Origin of the sequence: Pseudarthrobacter sp. SL88 (genome assembly GCF_026672455.1) — a bacterium.
Taxonomy (GTDB): Bacteria; Actinomycetota; Actinomycetes; order Actinomycetales; family Micrococcaceae; genus Arthrobacter.
The window spans coordinates 2772817-2794612 of the sequence record NZ_JAPPRD010000001.1; the positions used below are offsets into that span (position 1 = coordinate 2772817).

Consider the following 21796-nt stretch of genomic DNA (forward strand, 5'->3'; position numbering starts at 1 on the left):
CAAGGACTGACCATGAACGCCCTCAAAAAGCTGTTTGGCGGCAACACCCGCCAATTCGGCATGATCTTTGCCCTGGTGGCCTTGATCGTCTTCTTCCAGATCTTCACCGAAGGCCGGACCCTGACGCCCGGCAACGTCATCAACCTCTTCAACGGCAACTCCTACATCCTGATCCTTGCCATCGGCATGGTCCTGGTGATCATCGCCGGCCACATCGACCTTTCCGTCGGTTCGGTTGCGGCGTTCGTGGGTGTCACCGTTGCCCTGGCCATCCGCGACTGGGGCATCCCCTGGTGGGCGGGCGTGCTGCTCGGCCTCGTACTCGGCGCCGCCATCGGTGCCTGGCAAGGATGGTGGACGGCCTATGTGGGGATCCCCGCCTTCATCGTCACGTTGGCCGGCATGCTCCTGTTCCGCGGCTTCAACCAGTTCGTCGGCAAGTCCAACACCATCCCCGTCCCCAATGACTTCCAGTACCTGGGCTCCGGCTACCTGCCGGAAGTAGGCCCTAACACCGGGTTCAACAACCTCACCCTGCTCCTCGGCATCGCCGCCGCGGCGTTCGTGGTCTGGGGAGAACTGCGCTCCAGGTCCCGCGCCAAGGCCCTGGGTGCCGAGGTCCCGGAAATGTGGGTCACGGCCCTGAAGCTGGTCCTGGTCTGCGGTGCCATCCTGTACGCCACATACCTGTTCGCCACCGGCCGGCCCGGAACGTCGTTCCCCATCCCCGGCCTCATCCTGGCTGTCCTGGTACTGCTCTACGGCTTCATCTCCTCCCGTACCATCCTGGGCCGGCACGTATACGCAGTGGGCGGGAACCGGCACGCGGCCGAGCTCTCCGGTGTGCAGTCCAAGAAGGTCAACTTCCTGGTGATGATGAACATGTCCATCCTGGCCGGCCTGGCCGGCATGATTTTCGTTGGCCGGTCCACGGCATCAGGCCCGTTCGACGGCGTGGGCTGGGAACTGGACGCCATCGCTGCAGTCTTTATCGGCGGCGCCGCGGTGACCGGCGGCGTGGGCACCGTGGTCGGGTCCATCATCGGTGGCCTGGTCATGGCGGTACTGAACAACGGCCTCCAGCTGCTCGGCGTCGGCGCCGACCTTACCCAGATCATCAAGGGCCTGGTGCTGCTGATCGCCGTCGCCTTCGACGTCTACAACAAGAGCCAGGGCAAGACGTCCATCATCGGCCTGCTGACCAGGAACATGGGCCGGTCCGGCGGTGGCCCCAGCAGCCCCACCCAACCCGACGAAACCACCTCCACCAAGGAAGCGATTGCCAGGGAAGCCTGAGCTTTGCAACCGAATAGCGGTAATCCATCACAAAGAAAGAGAAAACCAACTATGCGAATGTTTGGTAAAGCAGGAAAGGCCGCAGCGGTAGCTGCCATCGCAGCACTGGCGCTGACGGGCTGCGGCCGCTCGGAAACCCCATCGGGCGGAGCGAGTGGCGGCGCCGGCGGATTCGAACAGAACTCCTCCATCGGCGTCGCGCTTCCCCAGAAGACCAGTGAGAACTGGGTCCTGGCCGAGAAGCTGTTCAATGACGGCCTCAACGGAGCGGGCTTCAAGGCTGACGTCCAGTTCGCCAACGGCGGCGTGTCGGAGCAGCAGAACCAGATCAGCGCGATGGTCACCAAGGGTGCCAAGGTCATCATCGTGGGCGCCATCGACGGCTCCCAGCTGGGCACCCAGCTCAAGCAGGCCAAGGACGCCGGCGCCACCATCATTGCCTATGACCGGCTGCTGCTGAACACCGAGAACGTGGACTACTACGTGGCCTACGACAACTTCAAGGTTGGCGAACTGCAGGGCCAGGCCCTGCTGGACGGACTCAAGGCCAAGAAGCCCAATGGCCCGTACAACGTCGAACTGTTCGCCGGCTCCCCTGATGATGCCAACGCCAAGGTCTTCTTCGACGGCGCCATGAGCGTCCTGAAGCCGAAGATCGACGACGGCACGCTCAAGGTGCTGTCCGGCCAGACGAACTTCGAACAGGCTGTCACCCAGGGCTGGAAGGCCGAGAACGCCCAGCGCCGCGCTGACACACTGCTGACCGGCAGCTACACCAGTGCTTCCCTGGACGGCGTCCTCTCCCCGAACGACACCCTGGCCCGCGCAGTCCTGACCTCCGTCAAGGCAGCCGGCAAGCCGCTCCCCGTGGTAACCGGCCAGGACTCCGAGGTCGAGTCGGTCAAGTCCATCATGGCCGGAGAGCAGTACTCAACCATCAACAAGGACACCCGCAAGCTCGTTGAGCACGCCATCACCATGGTGAAGGACCTCCAGGCCGGCAAGGACCTGGAAATCAACGACAAGGACTCCTACAACAACGGCGTGAAGACCGTTCCGGCCTACCTGCTGGAGCCGGTCATCGTGACCGCCGCCAACGTGAAGACCGCCTACGCCGACGATCCGGTACTGGGCCCGATCACCAAGTAGCACTTCATTCCGGAACAGCCCGGCTCCCTTGTGGGGGCCGGGCTGTTTCCGTTCCCGCCTGCTGTTGGGGCGGCCTGTTCTACGGCTTAACCTTGAGTACTCCGGGGCCTGTGAAGTTCAGCGCGTGGTTCTTCACTGCCTGCGGGGTGCTGAAGGCTTTGTAACTGTAGACATCGGCGGGGTCCCAGCCCACGTCGGTGGTGAAGTCCCAGCCCGTCCAGTCCGGAGCCGGGACGCCGCCGGCTTCTGCCTCGGCCAGTGCTTCCGCGCGGTTCTGCTCAAACGAGGCTTTGGCGATGGCGTTGAGGTCCGTGGGCTGCCCGTTGTACCAGGAGCCGGTGTCGCTGAACCGGTGGCCATTGTAGCTGCTGACCATGATCGACGGGTCAGCGCCGGGACCCGTGAATTCGAAGGCGTTGCGTTCGGAGAAGATCCGCGACTCGTAGCCGGCGCCGAGGAAATAGCTGCTGCCGCCCTGGGCCTCGCTCACCAACGGGTAGTGCGGATCGTCGGTGCTGCCGGCGAAGTAGTTATTAACCACATGGACCTGGCCAAACCGGACACGGGGTGCACGCTGCTGGAGGTTCTCGAAGTAGTTGCCGATGTAGCTGACGCGCAGCTTGCCGCCGTCCTTGTCAACGTGCTCGTCACCGGACCCCAGGAGCATGGTCTTGTCATGATTGGAGAGCCTGCTGTTGGAAATGGTCACGAAGTCGGTGCCGTCCTTCAGGTCTAGGAGGCCGTCGTGCCGGTTAGCCGGTTTGCCGTTAGGGCCTTTCGGAGCTTCGCTGTCCGGGAACCGACCGTCGGAGAGGCTGACATGGTCAATCCACAGGTGATCCGATGTCACCGAGGATACGGCGTCGAACCGCGCGTTCCAGGCGCCGTTACCGTCATCCGGTGACCAGGTGCTGAAGAAGTCCACCGGCGCTTCCACGCTGAGGTTCCGCATCACCACATTAGTGGCACTCAGGATCACGATGTTGGCACCAACGAATCCTGAGTCCTCGCCGAGGCCAACCAGTGTGGTGTTGCTGGGCAAGCTGACTTCGATCTGCCGCTTCATGTTGTTGCTGCCGGTCTGGCGAAGCTGGCGCTGCTTCTTGCAGTACTCGAAAGTCTGGTCGCTCCAGACCTTGCCGCCAGGTCCAAAGCAGGAGATGTACTGGTTGATGTCATAGCCCGGTGCGTAGTCCTGCTCACCAAGGATCCGCCCGTCCGGGGTTTGGTTGCCGTCGATGGTGCCGTTCACATAGACGATCTTGGGAGCGGTGGGATGGCCGTTGTTGGCCAGCGCGGCCTTCAGTTCCGCGAGGCTATTTACCTCGTACCGACTTTCAGCAGGTGCGCCGGCCCCGCCGTCCGTGGCACGTCCGACGGCGGCCCAACCAGTCGGTGCCGCGTCGTCGGGTTTGATGACGCCTCCACCGGTGGGTGCGGGCCCGGCCACCGCGGGGGCGGTCCCTGCCAGGCCGGCGGCGAGCGCGATGGCGGATGCCCCGGCGATCAGGGCAGATCTTCTGCGCAGTCGTTTAGGAAGGAGTTTCTTACTGCTGGGATTGGACGTCATCGGCCTGTTTTCCGGCATGCCACAGAAACCACATGCCTTGAGAGGTGCGGATAGAGGGGTGGGAAGTCATTGCTGAGAAAGCGGTTTCTGAGCAATAGCTTAATTCTTACGCGCGTCATGACAAGACTGTCAAGGGGTCTTCACAGGGCAAACACAGGTTCAGCCGGATTCCTGCACAGCATGCCCGGCGAGGGTGGATCCGACGCCGGCCTCCCGGGCCGGCACCTGAACCATAGGAGAAACGTGAGCGTCCTTGCCCGGAGCGTAGGCAACGCCTTCAGAAACAAAGTCAGGACCGCGGCCGTGGTTGCGGTCCTGGCTGTCGCCATCGGACTGGCCCTGGCCATGCTGGTGGCCAACCAGGCCGTGGGAGCAAAAGTCCAGGAGCTCAATGCCTCTGTGGGCACCGTCCTGACCGTCAACCCCGCAGGCGGCCAAGGCTTCGAAGGTGGCGGCGAGCCCCTCACCACCGGACTGGCAGCCACCGCCGCGGCCGTGCCCAACGTCAGCGCCGTCGTCGGGACCTCGTCGTTGCGCCTCCGCAACGCCACCGAGGGCGCGGCACAGACCGGAACCGGAGGCCAGGGCCCCGGCGGGCAGGGTGGACCCGGCGGGCAGGCCGCAGCAACGCTGACCACCAGCCTCACCGCTGCAGTGGACGCGGGAACGCTGGGCAACCGCAACCAGCAGTCAAATGGAACCACGGGGTCCACCGGATCCACAACCACCCAGCCCATGCGGTCGCTGCCCATAACGGCTACGGGCATCGGCGCCGAGGTGGACACCACGGGCAAGGCGCTCACCATCACCGAAGGCGCAGGGCTGGGCGACTACACCGCCGAGTCCACGAATGCCCTCCTGGGCACCACCCTGGCGGAAAAGAACAACCTCACCGTCGGCTCCACGTTCACCATCAACGACCAGACGTACACCGTTTCCGGCCTCTTCGATGCCGGAACCACTTTCGGCAACAACGCCGTTTACCTCACGCTTCCTGCCGCCCAGGCGCTTGCCGGGCTCCCTGATGAACTGTCCAGCATGATCGTCACGGTGAATTCGCTGGACAATGTCGCATCCGCCAAGACCGCCCTGCAGGACGCGCTCGGCACGGACAAGGCGGACGTCACGCAGGGACAAAACCTGGAGACAGCCGTCAGCTCCCTCGGCAGCGTCAAGAACATCTCGTTCATCGCCTTCGTCGCTGCACTCGGCACCGCCGGGCTGATCATCCTGTTGATTATGGTCATGCTGGTCCGCGAGCGCCGACGGGAAATCGGCGTCCTGAAGGCCATCGGTGCGCCCAACCGCACCATCGGCCTGCAGTTCGTCCTCGAGGCCCTGGTCCTGGCGGCGCTGGGCAGCACAGCGGGCGCCATCATCGCGGCTTTTGCCAGCAGCGGCATCGCCTCCGCGCTGATCAGCACCAACAGCACGGGAACGACGACGGCAACCACTGCCGGGCGTGGCATGCCCGGCGGAGTTCCCGGGGGCGGAGCAGGCTTTCCGGGCGGCGGCGCTGGTTTCCCGGGCGGGAATCCGTTCGGTGGCGCCTCCCAGTTGCTCACCTCCGTCACTGCCAGCGCCTCCCCCGGCGTCATCGCCGCCGGCATTGCGGCGGTGTTCGGCGTCGCGATCATTGGCGCGCTGGTTCCCGCGCTACTCACGGCACGCATCCGTCCCATCGAAGTCCTGCGAGGAGAATAGCCATGATTGAAGTCAAGAACCTGGTCCGCACCTTCAACTCGGGCGACCGCACCATCAAGCCGGTCAATGACGTCAGCTTCGTCCTCGAACAGGGCACCCTCGCCTCGATCGTCGGAAAGAGCGGAAGCGGGAAAAGCACACTGCTTTCCCTCCTTGGTGCGCTGGACAAGCCCACCAGCGGCGACGTCGCGGTCAACGGCGTGAGCCTGGCGGGGATGCCGGATGCCAAACTGACCGAATACCGCCGGCGGGACATCGGCTTCGTCTTCCAGCAGTTCAACCTGATCCCCAACCTCTCTGCAGTGGACAACGTGATGCTGCCCATGGAGTTCGCGGGAATGCGCAAGGCCGCCCGCCGGCAGCGCGCCAAGGATCTGTTGGAGCAGGTCCAGCTGGTCCAGGACAAACACGCCAGGCGCACCAACCGGCTTTCCGGCGGCGAGCAGCAGCGCGTCGCCATCGCCCGCGCCCTGGCCAACGAGCCGAAGCTGATCCTGGCCGATGAACCCACGGGCAACCTGGACGAGCAGACCGGGGACCACATCATCTCGCTCCTCAGCGCCCTCAGCCGCGACCACAACACCACCATCCTGGTGGTTACCCACGACCGTGCGCTGGCCAATAAGACCGACCGCAGGTTCCGGCTGCAGCAGGGAAAGCTGACGGAGGACCAGGCGCACCACCGGACCCCGCTCCCGGTGACGGCCTAGCAGGAATGGGGAGGGCCGGCGTCGTGCCCTCCCCATCACCCCCCGCACCCACGGGGACCAATCCCCAACGCTCCTTCAGTCCTGTGGCAGGATGACTGAATGAGTGCCCCCATCGCCACACCATGGTTGTCCAGCCAGGCCGACACGGACCCGCGTTCGGCCACCGGCGCGCCCCTCCGCTGGGGAATCATCGCCACCGGTGGAATCGCCAAATCCGTGGCGCAGGACCTGACCCTGCTGGCAGATGCCGAACTGTACGCCGTCAGTTCCCGGGGGCAGGCGACGGCGGACTCTTTCGCTGCCGCCTATGGCGTCGGCAAAGCGTACGGGGACCACGACGGCGTACACGGCTACCAGCGGTTGCTCGCCGATGATGCGGTGGACGTCGTCTACGTTGCCACCCCGCATGCGCAGCACCACCAGATCGTCTTGGCCGCACTTCAGGCGGGCAAGCACGTCCTGTGCGAAAAAGCCTTCACCATCAACGCCCGGGAAGCGGCTGAACTGATTGATGCTGCCCGCAGCCGCAACCTCTTCCTGATGGAGGCCGTCTGGAGCCGCTTCCTGCCCGGCATGCAGCGCGCTTTCGACATCGCTGCGTCCGGTGAGCTGGGAGAGATCCACTGGGTCACCGCCGATTTGGGTTTCCCCGCACCATACTCCCCCACCGCCCGGCTGTGGGCACGGCAAGATGGCGGCGGGGCGCTGCTCGATCTCACCGTCTACCCCCTGCTCTGGGCGCTGGGAACGCTCGGGTTCCCCCAAACCGTGAGCGCCACAGGGCATGTCAACGACGACGGCGTCGATACCCAGAACGCACTGACGCTCGGCTACCACCACGGCGCGCAGGTCCAACTGACCTCATCGCTTTTGGCACATGGACCGCGCACCGCGACCGTTGCCGGAAGCCTCGGCTTCCTCCAGAGTGCCGGGTCGATCAATAACCCCCGCGAACTGATCGTGGCCACGGGGTGGGACGAGCGGCGGACCGAAACGTTCGACGTCGTGGGCAAGGGCTACACCTACGAACTACGCGAAGTGACCCGCTGCATCCAGCAGGGCATTGCGGAAAGTCCGGTAATGCCGCTGGAAGATTCGCTGAATACGATGCGCCTCTTTGACGGGGTACGGGCCCAGCTGGGCGTCAGCTATCCGAATGACGGGCACCGTTGAAGCTTCGGCGGCCCGCGAAATAAACCGTCAATGACATGACAATGTCGGCCGGAAATTCTGGGGCTTATTAGCGGGCGGCAACAGTTTCCGTCACATTCTTTTATTGACCCCTGGACTTTCAACGATAAGCAGTCCTAGGATTTGGCCATCGTCGTTTTCTAACGGTACTGGGGGTGGTACTCATGGCTGATGCACATTCGCCGTGGCGTGCCATGCGTCCCGTGTTGCTTGCCGGGGCCGCGGCCATCGGCTGGTTGACGATGTCATCCACGGCTGCGTCCGCCGATACCCTTTCTGAGGCTTCTTCCCTCCTGGGCGGTGTCACCAGCTCCGTAACGTCGTCCGTTTCCGCGGTGACAGGCAAGGTTGCCGGAACTGTTCCCTTGGATTCGCAGACGTCGACTACCGTTCCGACGCCAGCCCCCGCTCCTGTACCCGCCCGGCCGACAGGGCTGCCGCAGCCGGTTGCCAGCGAGGTTTCGGCTGTGGCGGACAACTTGATCTCCTCAGTGCGCGTGGTGAACCGAGTGGTTTCAACGGGCACAGTTTCTGCCGTTGCAACGCCCATCGTTGACGTCGCGGACGGGACCACTGCGGCCCTTGTTGAGGCCGTGGTTCCACCGGTCGCCGAGGCCACCCCCGCGCTTGAACCGGTGTTGGTCCCGGTATCCGATCTTGTGACCGGCTCAGACCCGCTTCCGCTTCCCGATCTCTCCGAAACCTTGCCGCTGGAAGAACTGCCGGCCTCCGTACCGGTTCCCGCGGCCGGCACCAATGTCGTTGAGCCCATGCAGAATGCCGCCGATGCGGTACCGGCCGAGTCGTTCGGCGCGGCTGAACCGGCCCCGGCAGCCGAAGTGAACGTTGCGGCGCCGGCCCTTACCGTTTTCCCGGGCTACGGTGCGGCATTCCTTGCTGAAACCTCCGGCATCGAGCCTGCTGTGCACCCCTCGGGTGGCGGCGACGACGGCCGGGCGGCCACTGACGATCCCGCGTACCAGCCGGCTCAGTCCCCTGCCCTTCCGGGCACCGGCACTGGCAGTGGTGGGTCTGCTTCCGCCGCCTCCGGTTCCGCTGCCTGGCTAAGCGCCTACCACTTTGATCATTTCCTCTCCCGCGCCGTCCTGGCCCGGGACGACCGTGAACACACCCCTGCACCGGTGTCCTTCGACCCCGGTTCTTCGCCTGACTAGTTGAGTCCCAGCTGCCCCTTGCGGCAGCACGCGGCCATATGGGCAGCTGCATCAGCGCCCTTCATCAACTTCTTCAGGAGAAACCATCATGAGTTCCAACCTTCGCAGGGGGCTGCTTGGCACCCTCTTCGCCGGTGGACTGCTGGCATTCGGCTGCACAGCAGCGAGCGCGGCGGACACCACCAACACCACCGGATCGGATCTTTCCGCATCCGCCCTGATCTCGGCGGCGGCGTCCGCTGATACGGCGTCGTTGGGCCTGCTGGGTGGCCCAACGCCGTCAGACTCAACGGGCGTCGCCGCCGTAGTGGACGTCGCGCTGAACGCCGGAGACAGCACCGCCGGAGCCGGCAGCGGGCTTGCTGCGGCCGCCGTAGTTGGCCTGGGCCTCGGGGGCGGCAGCACTGCTCCCGAGGCAGCGACGGCCGACGTGGACGTCCAGGCAGATGTGAACGTCGGCCTGGGTACCGGTTCAGCCATGGCGGAACCGGTCCCCGCGGCCAACGCGGCCGATGTAGCTCTCGCCGCAGATGCAATCGTGGACCTCGGCGGCGTCACCGGCTCCAACGAAGGCACCAACGACGGCCTCACCGCCGTCGTCGACGCAGCCATTGACCTCGGTCTCGGCGACGCCGGAACCGACGGCACCAACGCTGACGTTGTCGTAGATGCCGATGCAGTCGTGGACCTGGGCGGGGTCACCGGCTCCAACGAAGGCACCAACGACGGCCTCACCGCCGTTGTCGACGCAGCCATTGACCTCGGTCTCGGCGGCGCCGGAAACAACGGCGGAGTGGATGCCGGAATTGACCTGGGAGTAGACCTTGGCATCGGCGGCATCGGCACGGAGACCCCGGGCACTGAAAACCCCGGCACCGGTACGCCCGGCACTGAGAACCCGGGCGACGGCGACACCGGCGGCGTTGGCACCGTGGATCCCGGAACAGGCGCATCGGGCACCGATACCCCGGGGACTGAAAACCCCGGCAGCGGCAACGGCGCAGGGTCCGGTAACGGTACGGGCACCGGCACCCCAGGCGCAGGCACAACCGGAACCAACGGCATCTCCGTAGCACCCGCCGGTTCAACAGCAGTCAGTGGGGTCATCGCCGCAGACACCACACCGCGAAGCGCTCCTGCCCAGGGCGGTGCGGCCGCACTGGCCAACACCGGCCTGGACGGCTCCCTCGTCCCGCTGGCCCTGTTGCTCCTGGCCGCCGGGATCCTGGTGCTTCGCCGGCGCAGGACTTCCTGATACACGCTCCTGCGTTGCATTCCCCCTGAACGAAGTGGGAAGGCGCCCGTGAATCGCGCCTGAAGCGGCAGCACTCCACGGGCCGCGGGGAAGGAGGACCAGGACACAGAACCGGAAAAGCACGCAAACATGTCATCAGCACGCATGTCCTTGTGGCCGATGGTTCGGCGGCGGATGCTGGAGTTCCGCCGCCGGACCCTCGGCGTGTGCGCCGCGAGACCCAAGGTCAATCGCCGGGTCTCCCCTCCGCCGGTATGATTTGAGTACGACAGTGCCGCATCGCACCGGGAGGGACGGGACATGGTGGCGGAATCGCCCAGCTCCACCACGAACGAGATTGTCGGCGGTCGCTACCGGTTGAATGAGGTCATCGGCCGCGGGGGAATGTCTTCGGTGTACAGCGCCCGGGACGAGAACCTGGGCCGTGATGTGGCCCTTAAGCTCTTCGCCCCGCAGGCCCCGGACACCGAAGAACTGAAACGCCAGGAAGCGGAAATCCAGCTGCTGGCCACGTTGAACCATCCCGGCCTCGTCACGCTTTTCGACGCCGGCATCGATACCCGGATCCCGGACGAGCCACGTCCGTTCCTCACCATGGAACTCGTGGAGGGCCAGGACCTCCGCGGCCGCATCCGCCACAGCCGTGTCCCACTGGAAGAACTGGCCGTCATCGGCGCCGGAATCGCTGACGCCCTGGCCTACGTCCATGGGCTGGGCGTAATCCACCGAGACATCAAACCTGCCAATATCCTGCTGGTCCAGATCCGGCCCGGCGAACCCCTGCGCCCCAAGCTCACCGATTTCGGCATTGCGCGAATCGCGGACTCCACCCGTCTCACCGCCACCGGAACCATGGTGGGCACTGCCGCGTACCTCAGCCCGGAACAGGCACTTGGCCAGCCGCTCTCCGCCGCCACGGACATCTATTCGTTCGGCCTCGCGCTGATTGAATGCATTAAGGGAACCGTCGAGTACCCCGGTGGCGCCGTGGAGTCCGCGGTGGCCAGGCTGCACCGGGCGCCCGAAATCCCAGAGGACCTCCCTGCAGAGTGGGCGCAGCTCCTCCGCTCGATGACTGCCATCGAACCGTTGGAACGCCCGTCCGCCGCGGACATCGAGACCGTCCTGCGCCAAGCCCTCATTTCACCCGCTTCCACACCCGGCGAACTCGCACCCGAAAGCACCAGGGTGCTGCCGGCCATGCCGTTCCACCCGCCGTCGATCACCGCGGAAGAGTCCGTGGACGAGCTGCGGGAAGCGGCTGCTTCGCCCCAGATTAACAAACCTGAGGACAGGGACCTCCATCCGAGGGCCCGCACCAAGCGATTCTGGATCGCGGTGGTCCTTACGCTCATAGTGGTAGCGGCTGTGGTTGCCGCGGTGATCATGACCCTCTCCACGCAGTCTCCCGCCGACGTCGTGCCGTATCCAACGGTCACCGGGGAACTCGGCGATCACCTGAAGGAATTGCAGAAGAGTGTTGAACCGTGACGCTTGGACAGCACGGGGCGCTGACCGTCCGCTGGTCCGCGACGCTGCTGGCCGCCGGATTGCTCGCCGGCTGCGGGACCGGCGAAACGGGGCTCCAGCGCGATGCCGCCAGGCAGTTGCAGGCACGGGTGCTTGAGGTAACGCAGGCGACGTCGCAGAACGATCCCGCCACCGCACTCAGGGCGTTGGAAGGCCTCGAAGCCGAACTCGAAGACGCTCAGTCGAGGGGCGGCATCTCGGACGAACGCCGCCGCAGCATCACCACCATTGCCGCCGCCGTCCGGGCCGACCTGACCGACGCCATGGCCAAGACCGAACAGGCCAAAGCCCGCGCCGAAGAGGAAGCCCGCCAGGCGGCCGAACAAGCAGCCGCGCAAACCCCGCCCGCCCAGGAAGCCCCCGCGCCGTCCACGGTGCAGCCCTCCGGCGAGGACAAAGGCAAGAAGGACAACCAGGGCAAGGGCAAAGACAGCGGATAACGGCCCACCGATGCAGCGTACGACGCCGGAAGGGACGTGGGCGCTGATCTCCACCTTGCAGACGGCACAAGAAAGAGGCGGCACCCCGGAACAGATCCGGGGCACCGCCTCTTTGGTGAAACTGCAGCAGCAGCCTGCCGCTAGCTCAGGCTGGCGATGACCTTGTTCAGGGTGGCGGACGGCCGCATGACTGCAGAGGCCTTGGCGTCCTCGGGGTGGTAGTAGCCTCCGACGTCCACGGGCGAGCCCTGGACCGCAGCCAACTCACCAACGATGGCCTCCTCCTGGGAGGAGAGTTCCTTGGCGACGGCGCTGAATGCGGCGGCAAGGTCGGCGTCGTCCGTCTGCTTGGCCAGTTCCTCGGCCCAGTAGCGGGCCAGGAAGTAGTGGCTGCCGCGGTTGTCCAGTTCGCCGGCGCGGCGGCTCGGCGACTTGTTCTCCAGCAGGAACGTGCCGGTGGCGCGGTCCAGCGTGTCAGCCAGGACCTGGGCGCGGGCGTTGCCGGTGGTGGTGGCCAGGTGCTCGAAGCTGACGGCCAGGGCCAGGAATTCGCCGAGGCTGTCCCAGCGAAGGTGGTTTTCCTTCAGCAGCTGCTGGACGTGCTTGGGCGCGGATCCGCCGGCACCGGTCTCGAAGAGTCCGCCGCCGTTCATCAGCGGCACCACGGAGAGCATCTTGGCGCTGGTGCCCAGTTCCAGGATGGGGAAGAGGTCCGTGAGGTAGTCGCGGAGGACGTTGCCAGTGACGGAGATGGTGTCTTCGCCCTTGCGGATCCGGTCCAGGGTGAACGCGGTGGCCTTGACGGGCGACAGGATCTGGAGATCCAGGCCCTCGGTGTCGTGGTCCTTCAGGTACTCGTTGACCTTGGCGATGAGGTTGGCGTCGTGGGCGCGCTCCTCGTCCAGCCAGAACACGGCCGGCGTCTGGGAGGCGCGGGCACGGGTGACGGCCAGTTTGACCCAGTCGCGGATGGGGGCGTCCTTGGTCTGGCAGGCGCGCCAGATATCGCCGACGGACACTTCGTGCTCGAGCAGGACGTTGCCGGATCCATCCACAACCTGGACGGTGCCGGCTTCCTGGATCTCAAAGGTCTTGTCGTGGCTGCCGTATTCTTCGGCTGCCTGTGCCATGAGGCCCACATTGGGAACGGTGCCCATGGTGGTGGGGTCGTAGGCTCCGTTGGCGCGGCAGTCGTCAAGGACCACCTGGTAGATGCCGGCGTAGGAGCTGTCCGGCAGGACGGCCAGGGTGTCGGCTTCCTTGCCGTCCGGGCCCCACATGTGGCCGGAGCTGCGGATCATTGCAGGCATGGACGCGTCCACGATGACGTCGGAGGGGACGTTCAGGGTGGTGATGCCCTTGTCCGAATCCACCATGGCCAGTGCCGGGCCGTCTTCGAGGCCCTTCTTAATGAGGTTCTGGACGCCGTCGCGGACATCCGCCGGCAGGTCCTCGAGACCGCTGACGATGGCAGCGAGGCCGTTGTTGGGGCTCAGGCCGGCGGCGGCCAGCTGCTTTCCGTAGGTGTCGAACAGCTCGGAGAAGTAAGCCTTGACCACGTGGCCGAAGATGATGGGGTCCGAAACCTTCATCATGGTGGCCTTGAGGTGTGCGGAGAACAGCACGCCCTCTTCCTTGGCGCGGGCAACCTGGGCCTTCAGGAACTCGTCCAGGGCCGCGGCACGCATGACAGTTCCGTCGATGACCTCGCCGGCCAGGACCGGGAAGGCCTTCTTGAGGACCTTGACCGAGCCGTCTTCACGGACCAGCTGGATGGCGATGGTGCCGTCCGATTCGATGACAACGGACTTCTCGTTGGACCGGAAGTCGTTCTGGCCCATGGTGGCCACGTTGGTCTTGGAGTCAGCGGTCCAGGCACCCATGGAGTGCGGGTTCTGGCGGGCGTAGTTCTTGACGGACAGCGGCGCGCGGCGGTCCGAGTTGCCTTCGCGGAGGACCGGGTTCACTGCCGAGCCCTTGATCTTGTCGTAGCGCGAGCGGACGGCCGTCTCTTCATCCGAGGAAGGGTTGTCCGGGTAGTCCGGCAGTGCGTAGCCCTGGCCCTGCAGCTCAGAGATGGCGGCCTTCAGCTGCGGAATGGAGGCGCTGATGTTGGGCAGCTTGATGATGTTGGCTTCCGGCGTCTTCGCCAGTTCACCCAGTTCAGCAAGGGCGTCACCGGTCTGCTGCTCCGGAGTGAGGTAATCGCCGAACACAGCGATGATGCGGCCGGCGAGCGAGATGTCGCGGGTCTCCACCTCCACACCTGCAGTCGAAGCAAACGCCTCGATGATCGGCAGGAACGAATAGGTAGCCAGCATCGGCGCTTCGTCGGTGTGGGTGTAGATAATCTTGGACATGCGCGGGCGTCTCCCTGAAGGTCGGCTTGGTTGTGAAACCTTTGTCTATTTCACCAAGTACAACTTACCCGAGGACACGGGTTTGAACCCTACCGGGAACGCTGGATGACCCCGCCGTGAGCAGGATTACAGCGATGGAGAAGCGTACGACGGCGGCGCCCGCCCAGGTGCCCCACCCCGCCCCGCGTCCTGCTCCTGACCTGCGGCTCCACAGCCCCCTTTCCGCTGCAGGGTAAGTCGATCCTGTTTACTTATATGTGACGCGCGCGATAAATTCTTGAAGTCGATCCGTGCCCTCTCCCCCGGGGCATTTTCCGTTCAGACAGGACAACAATGACACGCACCCGGTCCCTGGCTTCCGGCATACTGAGCTTCTCCGCCGCAGCCGTTCTGGCTCTGACCACCGCCGGCGGCGCCTCCGCCGCACCGGCCTCCCCATCGCCCTCCGAAGACTCCCTGCTCCCCTCAGTCGCCCGCCTTGCCGTTAATAGCACTGGTGCCGCGGACTACTGGACCGCGGACCGGATGGAGGGTGCCCGCCCCGGTGATGTCCTGGCCGGGAAAGCCCTGGCAACGAGCCCCCGTTCCAATCCCGCAACAGTGGCCAAAGGAAAGAACACCAAAGTTCGCGCCAGCAAGGCCAAGGCAGCAACAACCGGTTCAGTGACCCACATTGGCAAGGTTTTCTTCACCATGGGCGGCGCCAACTACGTCTGCTCCGGCAACGCCGTGACGTCCAGGAACAAGAGCACCGTATCTACAGCCGGCCACTGCGTCTTTGGCGGCCCGGGCCAGGAGGCCACGAACTTCGTCTTCGTTCCCGCCTACGAGAACGGCCAAGCGCCATATGGAAAGTGGACCGCCAGCGACCTCTACACCACCAGCGAATGGACCGCCTCCGGCGACATCTCCTACGACACGGCGTTCGCCGTGATGGACCGCCTCGACGGCGACCTGCTGACCGACGTGGTGGGCGGCTCCGGAGTGGCGTTCAACGAGGACCGCGGACTGTCCTACACGTCTTACGGCTACCCTGCAGACAAGCAGTACAACGGCGAGACCCTGAAGAGCTGTGCGGGCACTGCCACAAACGACACCGTCAACCCGGCTTTCACCACCCAGGGCATCCCATGCGACATGACCAGCGGTTCCTCCGGCGGCCCGTGGTTCATCGGCTCCGGCCCGGATGGACTGCAGAACTCGATCAACAGCTACGGCTACAGCGGCTCCAAGGTCATGTACGGCCCGTACTGGGGTGACTCGATTGAAAAGACCTACCGCGTTGCGTCACGGTCCTAGCGAAGAGCCCGATGACGGCGTGGCCCACATCGAGGTAACCCAGACGCACGAGGAAATCCTCGAGTACTGGACCGATGAACGGATGGCGGAGGCCAAGCCCCGGGAGCTTGTGCTGCGGCCAAAACCTGAAGAGCAGCACCCGGCCGACGAGGACTAAGCCAACAAAATAACGACGGCGCCTGCCCCCCTGCGAAGGGGACGGGCGCCGTCGTCAATTAAAGTCCATCCATTGCTCCGTAGATGCCCTTTTGGTGTCTCAAAACGGCATCTACGGAGCAGCCGATCAGTCGGCTCAGTGGAAGAAGTGTCGCGCTCCGGTGAAGTACATGGAGATTCCGGCGGCGTTGGCCGCAGCGATGACTTCCTCGTCGCGGACGGATCCGCCCGGCTGGACAACGGCGCGGACCCCGGCATCGATCAGGATCTGCAGGCCGTCAGCGAACGGGAAGAAGGCATCCGAAGCTGCCACCGCGCCCTGGGCACGCCGGGGTGCGCCGGCACCCGTGGCGTTGGAGGCACCGCCGGCGCCGTCGACGTCGGAATCCACCTGCAGGCCCAGCGTGTTGGCGCGTTCCACGGCCAGCTTGCAGGAGTCGAGGCGGTTGACCTGGCCCATGCCGATGCCGACTGCTGCGCCGTTGTCCGCGAGGAGGATGGCGTTGGACTTTGCTGCACGGCAGGCGGTCCAGGCGAAGGCGAGGTCCGCGAGGGTCTTCTCATCGGCGGCTTCGCCCGCGGCGAGCGTCCAGTTGGCGGGGTTGTCGCCGTCGGCGTCCACCTTGTCGCTGACCTGGACCAGCATGCCGCCGGAAACCTGGCGGAACTCCGTGGGGTAGCGGCCGTAGCCCTCGGGCAGGGCGAGCAGCCGGATGTTCTTCTTCTTGGAGAGGATCTCCACGGCCTCGGCCTCGAAACCGGGCGCGATGACAACCTCGGTGAAGATGTCCTTCACGGTGTTGGCCATGGCCGCCGTGACCGGGCGGTTGGCTGCGATGACGCCGCCGAACGCGGACACGGGGTCGCAGGCGTGGGCCTTGGCGTGGGCGTCGGCGATGGGGTCCGCGGCGTCTGCCGAACCGACGGCAACGCCGCACGGGTTGGCGTGCTTGATGATGGCCACGGCCGGCTCGCTGAAATCGAAGGCGGCGCGCAGGGCGGCGTCGGCGTCAACAAAGTTGTTGTAGCTCATGGCCTTGCCGTGCAGCTGGTCGGCCTGGGCGATGCCCACCGGGGCAGCCTTGTCCACGTAGAGCGCAGCCTGCTGGTGCGGATTCTCGCCGTAACGCAGCACCTCGGAACGTTCCAGGGACATTCCGGCGTAGGCGGGCCAGTCGATGATGCCGTCGCCGTCTTCATCAAGGAACTGGCTGGCAGTCCAGGTGGCCACGGCGTTGTCGTAGGACGCCGTGTGCGCGAAGGCCTTGGCGGCGAGGCGGCGCCGGGTCTTCAGGTCGAAACCGCCCGCGGCGGCAGCAGCCACCACCTGGCCGTAGAAGGACGGATCCACCACGATGGCGACGGCGGCATGGTTCTTCGCGGCCGAGCGCACCATGGCGGGGCCTCCGATGTCGATCTGCTCGACGACGTCGTCCTGCGCGGCACCGGACTTGACGGTCTCCACGAACGGGTAGAGGTTTACCACCACCAGGTCGAAGGCCTCGATATCCATGCTTTCGAGCGTCTCCATGTGGGCGGGGACGCGGCGGTCTGCCAGGATGCCGCCGTGGACGCGGGGGTGCAGCGTCTTGACGCGGCCGTCCAGCATTTCCGGGGAACCGGTGACTTCCTCAACCTCCTGCACGGGGATGCCCGCAGCAGCGATCTTCTTCGCGGTGGAACCGGTGGAGACCAGCTTCACACCCGCTGCGTGCAGGCCTGTGGCGAGCTCCTCCAGGCCGGTCTTGTCGTAAACCGAGATCAGGGCCCGGCGGATGGGTACACGGTCAATGGATACGCGCTCATGCTGCGTGAAGCTCACAAATGTCTCCGTCTTATCTCGCGGTTCAGTGCCGCGGTTGGTGGGGATAGGGCCAGTTTATCGCGTAGCGCACGTTGCCCCGAGTGTCCGCCGGAGTGTGAACGCCGGTGGGCGGGGCTAAAGTTTCAGAAGGAGGCGGCAATGAACACTTACACCACTGTGCCCAGCGGCGAACAGGTGGTCCAGGAACTGCCCTGGCGATGGAAAGTCCAGGGGCGGATCTTCCTGATCGGCGGCCTCGGATTCATGTTTGACGCGTGGGATGTGACGCTCAACGGCATTCTGATTCCCCTGCTGTCGAAGCATTGGGCACTGCCCCCCGGTGAGGTGGCGTGGGTGGGGACGTCGAACCTGATTGGCATGGCCTTGGGGGCCTTCATCTGGGGCACCATCGCGGACACCATCGGCCGGAAGAAGGCGTTTACCGCCACGCTGCTGCTGTTCGCCGTCTTCACCGTGGCCGGCGCCTTCGCCCCGGACTTCATCTGGTTTTGTGTCTTCAGGTTCCTGGCCGGCTTTGGCCTGGGCGGCTGCATTCCGGTGGACTATGCACTGGTGGGTGAGTTCACTCCCCGGAAGCAGCGCGGCAAAGTACTCACCGCCATGGATGGCTGGTGGCCGGTGGGCGCTGCCCTGGCGGGTTTCGTTTCCGCTGGCCTGGTGGCTCTCTACGGTGACTGGCGGCTGACCATGCTGGTCATGGTCCTGCCTGCGCTGCTGGTGTTCTGGGTCCGGCGAAGCGTGCCGGAGTCACCGCTGTTCCTCATCCGCAAGGGCCGGCGGGACGAGGCTGCAAAGGTCATCGACGGGCTGGTGGCAGCCACGGGCGCCGAAGCCCGGGCCTACAGCCTGCCGGATGCGAAGGACGTACCCCGGCTCTCCGCCGGCAGCGCCTGGACCCAGCTGCGGTCGGTGTGGCAGTTCAACTGGAAGATCACCACCGCCGCGTGGGCCCTGTTCTTCAGCATCCTGCTGGTCTACTACCTGTCGCTGACGTGGATGCCGCGGATCCTCATTGGCGCAGGCTTCGCCGAATACAAGGCGTTCGTCACCACGGCGTCGATGGCCGCCGTCGGGCTCCTGGGCGTCATCGTTGCCGCCCTGCTGGTGGAACGCGTGGGCCGCAAATGGATCCTGGCGATCACCGGACCGCTGTCCGCACTGACGCTGGTGATCGTGGCGTTCGTGGTGGACATCCCGTCTGCAGCGGTGTTCTGGCTGCTGGTGTTCGGGTTCGTGGTGCAGGTGGCCATCCCGGTGCTGTACGCCTACGTGTCGGAGCTCTACCCCACCGAGCTGCGCGGCACCGGCTTTGGCTGGGCATCCACGTTCTCGCGTCTGGGCGCCGGTTTCGGTCCGCTGATTTTCGCCAACTACTTCTGGCCTGAGCTGGGCCTGGCTACGTCCTTCGCCCTGGCCGGCGGCCTGGTGCTGCTGGCAGTGCTGTGGATGGCCTTCTTCTCCCCCGAAACCCGCCAGCGCCGCCTCGACTGACCCGCCGTCGACACTCACCTCCGCCGACCCTCACCCTCAAAATCGACAGGGTTATTCGCTGTCGCACCAGCTATCTCCGGGGCGCCATCGAATGTGCGAGTCGAATACGGCTTTGCGAGTCGGGGAGGCGTCAGCCAGCGGCGAGGCTGGCCAGGGTGGACACCAGCAGCCGGCGCTCCACCACCTTGATGCGCTCGTGCAGGGTCTCCTCGGTGTCGGCGTCCTCGATGGCCACCGCCTCCTGGGCGATGATGGGTCCGGTGTCCACGCCGGCGTCAGCCCAGTGCACCGTGCAGCCCGTGACCTTGACCCCGTAGGCCATCGCGTCACGGACACCGTGGGCACCGGGGAACGCCGGAAGCAGGGCCGGGTGGGTGTTGAGGTACTTGCCGCCGAAAGCGTCGATGAATTCCGGGCTGACGATCCGCATGAAGCCGGAGGACACCACCACGTCCGGTTGGAATGCGGCCACCTCTCTGGTCAATGCGGCGTTCCACTGGGCCCGGTCCGGGTACTCCTTGAAGTCCACCACGAAGGTGGGTATCCCGGCCGCGGCCGAACGCTCCACGCCGTAGGTGCCGGGCCGGTCCGCCCCGACGGCGGCGATGTCCACGTCCAGCTCCCCCGCTTTGACCGCGTCAATGACAGCCTGGAGGTTGGAGCCGGTACCGGAAACGAGGACTACGATGCGCATGCGTCTAGCTTATGGGCAGGCTCGCGTAGGCTGGAAAACATGAACTCCACACCGGAACCGGCCGGGCCCCAGCGGACAAAACCGCCGCTCAGCGAGGCTGCAAAAGCCTCAAGGGCCAAGACCCACACCCTGTTCCGGATGTTCATCGTGTCCGTGCTGGGGTCATTCTTCGTCTACCAGCTGGATGTCCGCTATCTCTGGCTGACGGGAATCCTGACAGCAGCCGCATTGGCCCTCGGTATCGTCCTGTTGATCAGGTGGTTCCGTTCAAGAGAGTCCCGGCTGATTCTGTTCGCCACCATCTGCGGCCTGATGGTGACCGCCGGCATGGTGCTGCTGACCCTGGCCTCGGCACTGTTCTTCAACCAGGCAGCGGAGTACCAGGCCTGCGTGAACCGGGCGCTCACAGACCAGGCACAACGGACCTGCCAGGTGCAGCTGGAGGGATCACTCCCCCGCCAGGCGCCGTAGCAGCGCCTTTGCTGACAGGTTAGGGACCTAAGGGTCCCGGCTTTCGAAGCTAGTGGACCAGTTCCGCGTCGTCATCCGCCACGGCCCGTTCACGTTCCAGCCACGGCCCGGCAGCGTAACCGATCACGACGCCGGCACCCACCTCCGCGGCCAGCCAGACACCCGTCCACAGAGGGTCCGGTCCGATGTCGGTCAGCCGGCCGATGCCGGCCGAGCCGCGGGCTAGCCAGGCCAGCCCCATGGCCAGCAGTCCCGCCGCGGCCCCGGCCAATACTCCCAGGACCAGGGTGGACGCCGTGGCAGTGAACCAGCGGGCGTGGACCTTGATGGAGAGCCACTCGTCAAAGTGGTTCTCGCCTTCCCGGAGGAACCACCATCCGGCCAGCACGCCGGCGATGACCGGCACCAGGAGGGCCACGAAGGCGTAGTCCAGGGCTCCGGCAGGAATGGCGGCCAGAACCGGGATGGATGGCAGGGGCCCAACGGCGGTACCCAGCGGGCCCACTTGGGAACCGACTCCCATGGCGAAGCCGGAACCCGAGGTCCACGCGAGGGCGAAGACCACCAGGTTGGGAAGGTAGCCGAGCTGGGCGACGGTGAGGGCCGCACCGCCGGCGGCACCGGCGTCGAGCGCTTCATAGACGGCCAGCACCAGGTTCCAGTGGACGAACAGGTCCACGGCCAGCAGCACGGCGGCCAATGCCAGGGCAGCGGCAACAGCCACAAACCCGGCCTTCACCACCGAAGCGAGGTAGGACCCCGCCCACCGTGAATGCTGGCTGGTCCGCGAAATCCAGTCGACGGCGTCCACACCGATCAGCCGGCTCCACGATCCGGCTTCGCGGCGGGCGCCGATGACCATGCCCAGGGCGAATGGAATCAGGGGCACCACCATGGCGTAACCGAGGTTGATGCCGACGTCCGGGGTGCGGCAGACGAAACCGGTGGCCACACCGAACGCCGAGTAGACCACCCATGATCCCAGCAGCGCCTGCCACAGCTGGTCCGTGTAGGAGGCCCGCGCCAGGCGCCGCCCGGCCCGCCAGGCGAGCAGGAACGGGATCAGTGTCAGGCCGAGGGGCACCAGCGTCAGCAGGCCTGAGCCGGTGTGGGACGCGGCGGTGGATCCGGCCGTTGCCAGTTCCAGCGGTACACCGTGCACCAGGAGCCACGACTGGCCGGCAAGCCGGGCCAGCGTCTCAAACCCGTCGTCCTGGAAGCCGGCCGTTGCCCAGACGGCAATGATGGGAACCAGCACGGCCAGCGCGGAAATGATCGCCGCCTGGGCTGTTTCAATAGCTCCCTGCAGCCACAAGGGCATGGGAAGGCCACGGTCTCCGGTCTGGTCAGCGCGCAGTTTCATCGTGATCCATGGTGTCACGCCGGGCCCCTGCCGCCCGCCAGCGACAGGCCCCGGGAGGTACGGACACACGAATGCCGGGAGCCCCCGAAGGGACTCCCGGCATCCGCAGTATCCGCA

General features: G+C 65.6%; 18 protein-coding genes. 13 read left to right on the plus strand and 5 right to left on the minus strand.

Going from position 1 to position 21796, the window contains the following annotated elements; genetic code table 11:
* Nucleotides 1-12 precede the first annotated feature (12 nt).
* Both mmsB and OVA06_RS12550 read left to right on the plus strand, forming a co-directional pair.
* A complete protein-coding gene (mmsB, locus tag OVA06_RS12545) occupies nucleotides 13-1296 on the plus strand; it encodes a multiple monosaccharide ABC transporter permease (protein ID WP_261620767.1) in 1284 nt (427 codons plus the stop codon).
* 51 nt (nucleotides 1297-1347) lie between these two features.
* The gene (locus tag OVA06_RS12550) at nucleotides 1348-2445 is read left to right on the plus strand and encodes a substrate-binding domain-containing protein (protein ID WP_056082098.1); all 1098 of its coding nucleotides are present in this window, start codon (nucleotides 1348-1350) and stop codon (nucleotides 2443-2445) included.
* A 79-nt stretch (nucleotides 2446-2524) separates the two neighbouring features.
* Here OVA06_RS12550 and OVA06_RS12555 read toward each other — a convergent pair whose 3' ends face one another.
* Nucleotides 2525-4015: a pectate lyase family protein gene (locus tag OVA06_RS12555; RefSeq protein ID WP_268158649.1), complete on the minus strand. Its 1491-nt coding sequence runs from the start codon at nucleotides 4013-4015 to the stop codon at nucleotides 2525-2527.
* A 243-nt stretch (nucleotides 4016-4258) separates the two neighbouring features.
* Here OVA06_RS12555 and OVA06_RS12560 point away from each other — a divergent pair, with 243 nt between their 5' ends.
* The 7 genes from OVA06_RS12560 (at nucleotide 4259) to OVA06_RS12590 (ending at nucleotide 12020) form a co-directional block, all read left to right on the plus strand.
* Nucleotides 4259-5719: an ABC transporter permease gene (locus OVA06_RS12560; protein WP_268158651.1), complete on the plus strand. Its 1461-nt coding sequence runs from the start codon at nucleotides 4259-4261 to the stop codon at nucleotides 5717-5719.
* A gap of 2 nt (nucleotides 5720-5721) precedes the next feature.
* On the plus strand, nucleotides 5722-6429 hold the full coding sequence (locus tag OVA06_RS12565) for an ABC transporter ATP-binding protein (protein WP_268158653.1): 708 nt from the start codon (nucleotides 5722-5724) through the stop codon (nucleotides 6427-6429).
* A 99-nt stretch (nucleotides 6430-6528) separates the two neighbouring features.
* On the plus strand, nucleotides 6529-7602 hold the full coding sequence (locus OVA06_RS12570) for a Gfo/Idh/MocA family protein (RefSeq protein ID WP_268158655.1): 1074 nt from the start codon (nucleotides 6529-6531) through the stop codon (nucleotides 7600-7602).
* Between the two features lie 182 nt (nucleotides 7603-7784).
* Nucleotides 7785-8795, plus strand: coding sequence for a hypothetical protein (locus OVA06_RS12575; protein WP_268158657.1), 1011 nt, complete (start codon nucleotides 7785-7787; stop codon nucleotides 8793-8795).
* A gap of 88 nt (nucleotides 8796-8883) precedes the next feature.
* On the plus strand, nucleotides 8884-10050 hold the full coding sequence (locus tag OVA06_RS12580; protein WP_268158659.1) for a hypothetical protein: 1167 nt from the start codon (nucleotides 8884-8886) through the stop codon (nucleotides 10048-10050).
* A 300-nt stretch (nucleotides 10051-10350) separates the two neighbouring features.
* The gene (locus OVA06_RS12585) at nucleotides 10351-11541 is read left to right on the plus strand and encodes a serine/threonine-protein kinase (RefSeq protein ID WP_268158661.1); all 1191 of its coding nucleotides are present in this window, start codon (nucleotides 10351-10353) and stop codon (nucleotides 11539-11541) included.
* Nucleotides 11538-12020 (plus strand): hypothetical protein, encoded by a 483-nt coding sequence (locus OVA06_RS12590; protein WP_268158663.1) that lies wholly within the window; start codon nucleotides 11538-11540, stop codon nucleotides 12018-12020. Before OVA06_RS12585 ends, OVA06_RS12590 begins: the two co-directional genes overlap by 4 nt.
* 140 nt (nucleotides 12021-12160) lie before the next feature.
* Here OVA06_RS12590 and OVA06_RS12595 read toward each other — a convergent pair whose 3' ends face one another.
* Entirely contained in the window at nucleotides 12161-14380 is a 2220-nt protein-coding gene (locus OVA06_RS12595) for an NADP-dependent isocitrate dehydrogenase (RefSeq protein ID WP_268158665.1), read from the minus strand.
* A gap of 333 nt (nucleotides 14381-14713) precedes the next feature.
* Here OVA06_RS12595 and OVA06_RS12600 point away from each other — a divergent pair, with 333 nt between their 5' ends.
* On the plus strand, nucleotides 14714-15679 hold the full coding sequence (locus tag OVA06_RS12600) for a trypsin-like serine peptidase (protein WP_268158667.1): 966 nt from the start codon (nucleotides 14714-14716) through the stop codon (nucleotides 15677-15679).
* Nucleotides 15663-15836 (plus strand): hypothetical protein, encoded by a 174-nt coding sequence (locus OVA06_RS12605; protein WP_200937854.1) that lies wholly within the window; start codon nucleotides 15663-15665, stop codon nucleotides 15834-15836. Before OVA06_RS12600 ends, OVA06_RS12605 begins: the two co-directional genes overlap by 17 nt.
* Before the next feature lie 135 nt (nucleotides 15837-15971).
* On the opposite strand, the gene purH is transcribed toward OVA06_RS12605, so the two are convergent.
* Nucleotides 15972-17657, minus strand: a complete 1686-nt coding sequence (purH, locus tag OVA06_RS12610; protein WP_056082132.1) for a bifunctional phosphoribosylaminoimidazolecarboxamide formyltransferase/IMP cyclohydrolase — start codon at nucleotides 17655-17657, stop codon at nucleotides 15972-15974.
* 141 nt (nucleotides 17658-17798) lie between these two features.
* Between purH and OVA06_RS12615 the strand changes: the two genes are divergently transcribed.
* Complete coding sequence (locus OVA06_RS12615) at nucleotides 17799-19151, plus strand: MFS transporter (RefSeq protein WP_268158670.1); 1353 nt, start codon at nucleotides 17799-17801, stop codon at nucleotides 19149-19151.
* A 130-nt stretch (nucleotides 19152-19281) separates the two neighbouring features.
* Here OVA06_RS12615 and purN read toward each other — a convergent pair whose 3' ends face one another.
* Entirely contained in the window at nucleotides 19282-19845 is a 564-nt protein-coding gene (gene purN, locus OVA06_RS12620; RefSeq protein WP_056082138.1) for a phosphoribosylglycinamide formyltransferase, read from the minus strand.
* Between the two features lie 39 nt (nucleotides 19846-19884).
* Here purN and OVA06_RS12625 point away from each other — a divergent pair, with 39 nt between their 5' ends.
* Complete coding sequence (locus OVA06_RS12625) at nucleotides 19885-20316, plus strand: hypothetical protein (protein ID WP_056082141.1); 432 nt, start codon at nucleotides 19885-19887, stop codon at nucleotides 20314-20316.
* Nucleotides 20317-20365: 49 nt separating this feature from the next.
* On the opposite strand, the gene OVA06_RS12630 is transcribed toward OVA06_RS12625, so the two are convergent.
* On the minus strand, nucleotides 20366-21679 hold the full coding sequence (locus OVA06_RS12630; protein ID WP_268158674.1) for a cell division protein PerM: 1314 nt from the start codon (nucleotides 21677-21679) through the stop codon (nucleotides 20366-20368).
* Nucleotides 21680-21796 lie beyond the last annotated feature (117 nt).

Excerpts from the sequence above, each read along its gene's own strand:
- mmsB (WP_261620767.1), top strand. The coding sequence starts at position 13 with ATGAACGCCCTCAAAAAGCTGTTTGGCGGCAACACCCGCCAATTCGGC.
- OVA06_RS12550 (WP_056082098.1), top strand. The coding sequence starts at position 1,348 with ATGCGAATGTTTGGTAAAGCAGGAAAGGCCGCAGCGGTAGCTGCCATC.
- OVA06_RS12555 (WP_268158649.1), bottom strand. The coding sequence starts at position 4,015 with ATGACGTCCAATCCCAGCAGTAAGAAACTCCTTCCTAAACGACTGCGC.
- OVA06_RS12565 (WP_268158653.1), top strand. The coding sequence starts at position 5,722 with ATGATTGAAGTCAAGAACCTGGTCCGCACCTTCAACTCGGGCGACCGC.
- OVA06_RS12570 (WP_268158655.1), top strand. The coding sequence starts at position 6,529 with ATGAGTGCCCCCATCGCCACACCATGGTTGTCCAGCCAGGCCGACACG.
- OVA06_RS12575 (WP_268158657.1), top strand. The coding sequence starts at position 7,785 with ATGGCTGATGCACATTCGCCGTGGCGTGCCATGCGTCCCGTGTTGCTT.
- OVA06_RS12580 (WP_268158659.1), top strand. The coding sequence starts at position 8,884 with ATGAGTTCCAACCTTCGCAGGGGGCTGCTTGGCACCCTCTTCGCCGGT.
- OVA06_RS12585 (WP_268158661.1), top strand. The coding sequence starts at position 10,351 with ATGGTGGCGGAATCGCCCAGCTCCACCACGAACGAGATTGTCGGCGGT.
- OVA06_RS12595 (WP_268158665.1), bottom strand. The coding sequence starts at position 14,380 with ATGTCCAAGATTATCTACACCCACACCGACGAAGCGCCGATGCTGGCT.
- OVA06_RS12600 (WP_268158667.1), top strand. The coding sequence starts at position 14,714 with ATGACACGCACCCGGTCCCTGGCTTCCGGCATACTGAGCTTCTCCGCC.
- OVA06_RS12615 (WP_268158670.1), top strand. The coding sequence starts at position 17,799 with ATGAACACTTACACCACTGTGCCCAGCGGCGAACAGGTGGTCCAGGAA.
- purN (WP_056082138.1), bottom strand. The coding sequence starts at position 19,845 with ATGCGCATCGTAGTCCTCGTTTCCGGTACCGGCTCCAACCTCCAGGCT.
- OVA06_RS12625 (WP_056082141.1), top strand. The coding sequence starts at position 19,885 with ATGAACTCCACACCGGAACCGGCCGGGCCCCAGCGGACAAAACCGCCG.
- OVA06_RS12630 (WP_268158674.1), bottom strand. The coding sequence starts at position 21,679 with ATGAAACTGCGCGCTGACCAGACCGGAGACCGTGGCCTTCCCATGCCC.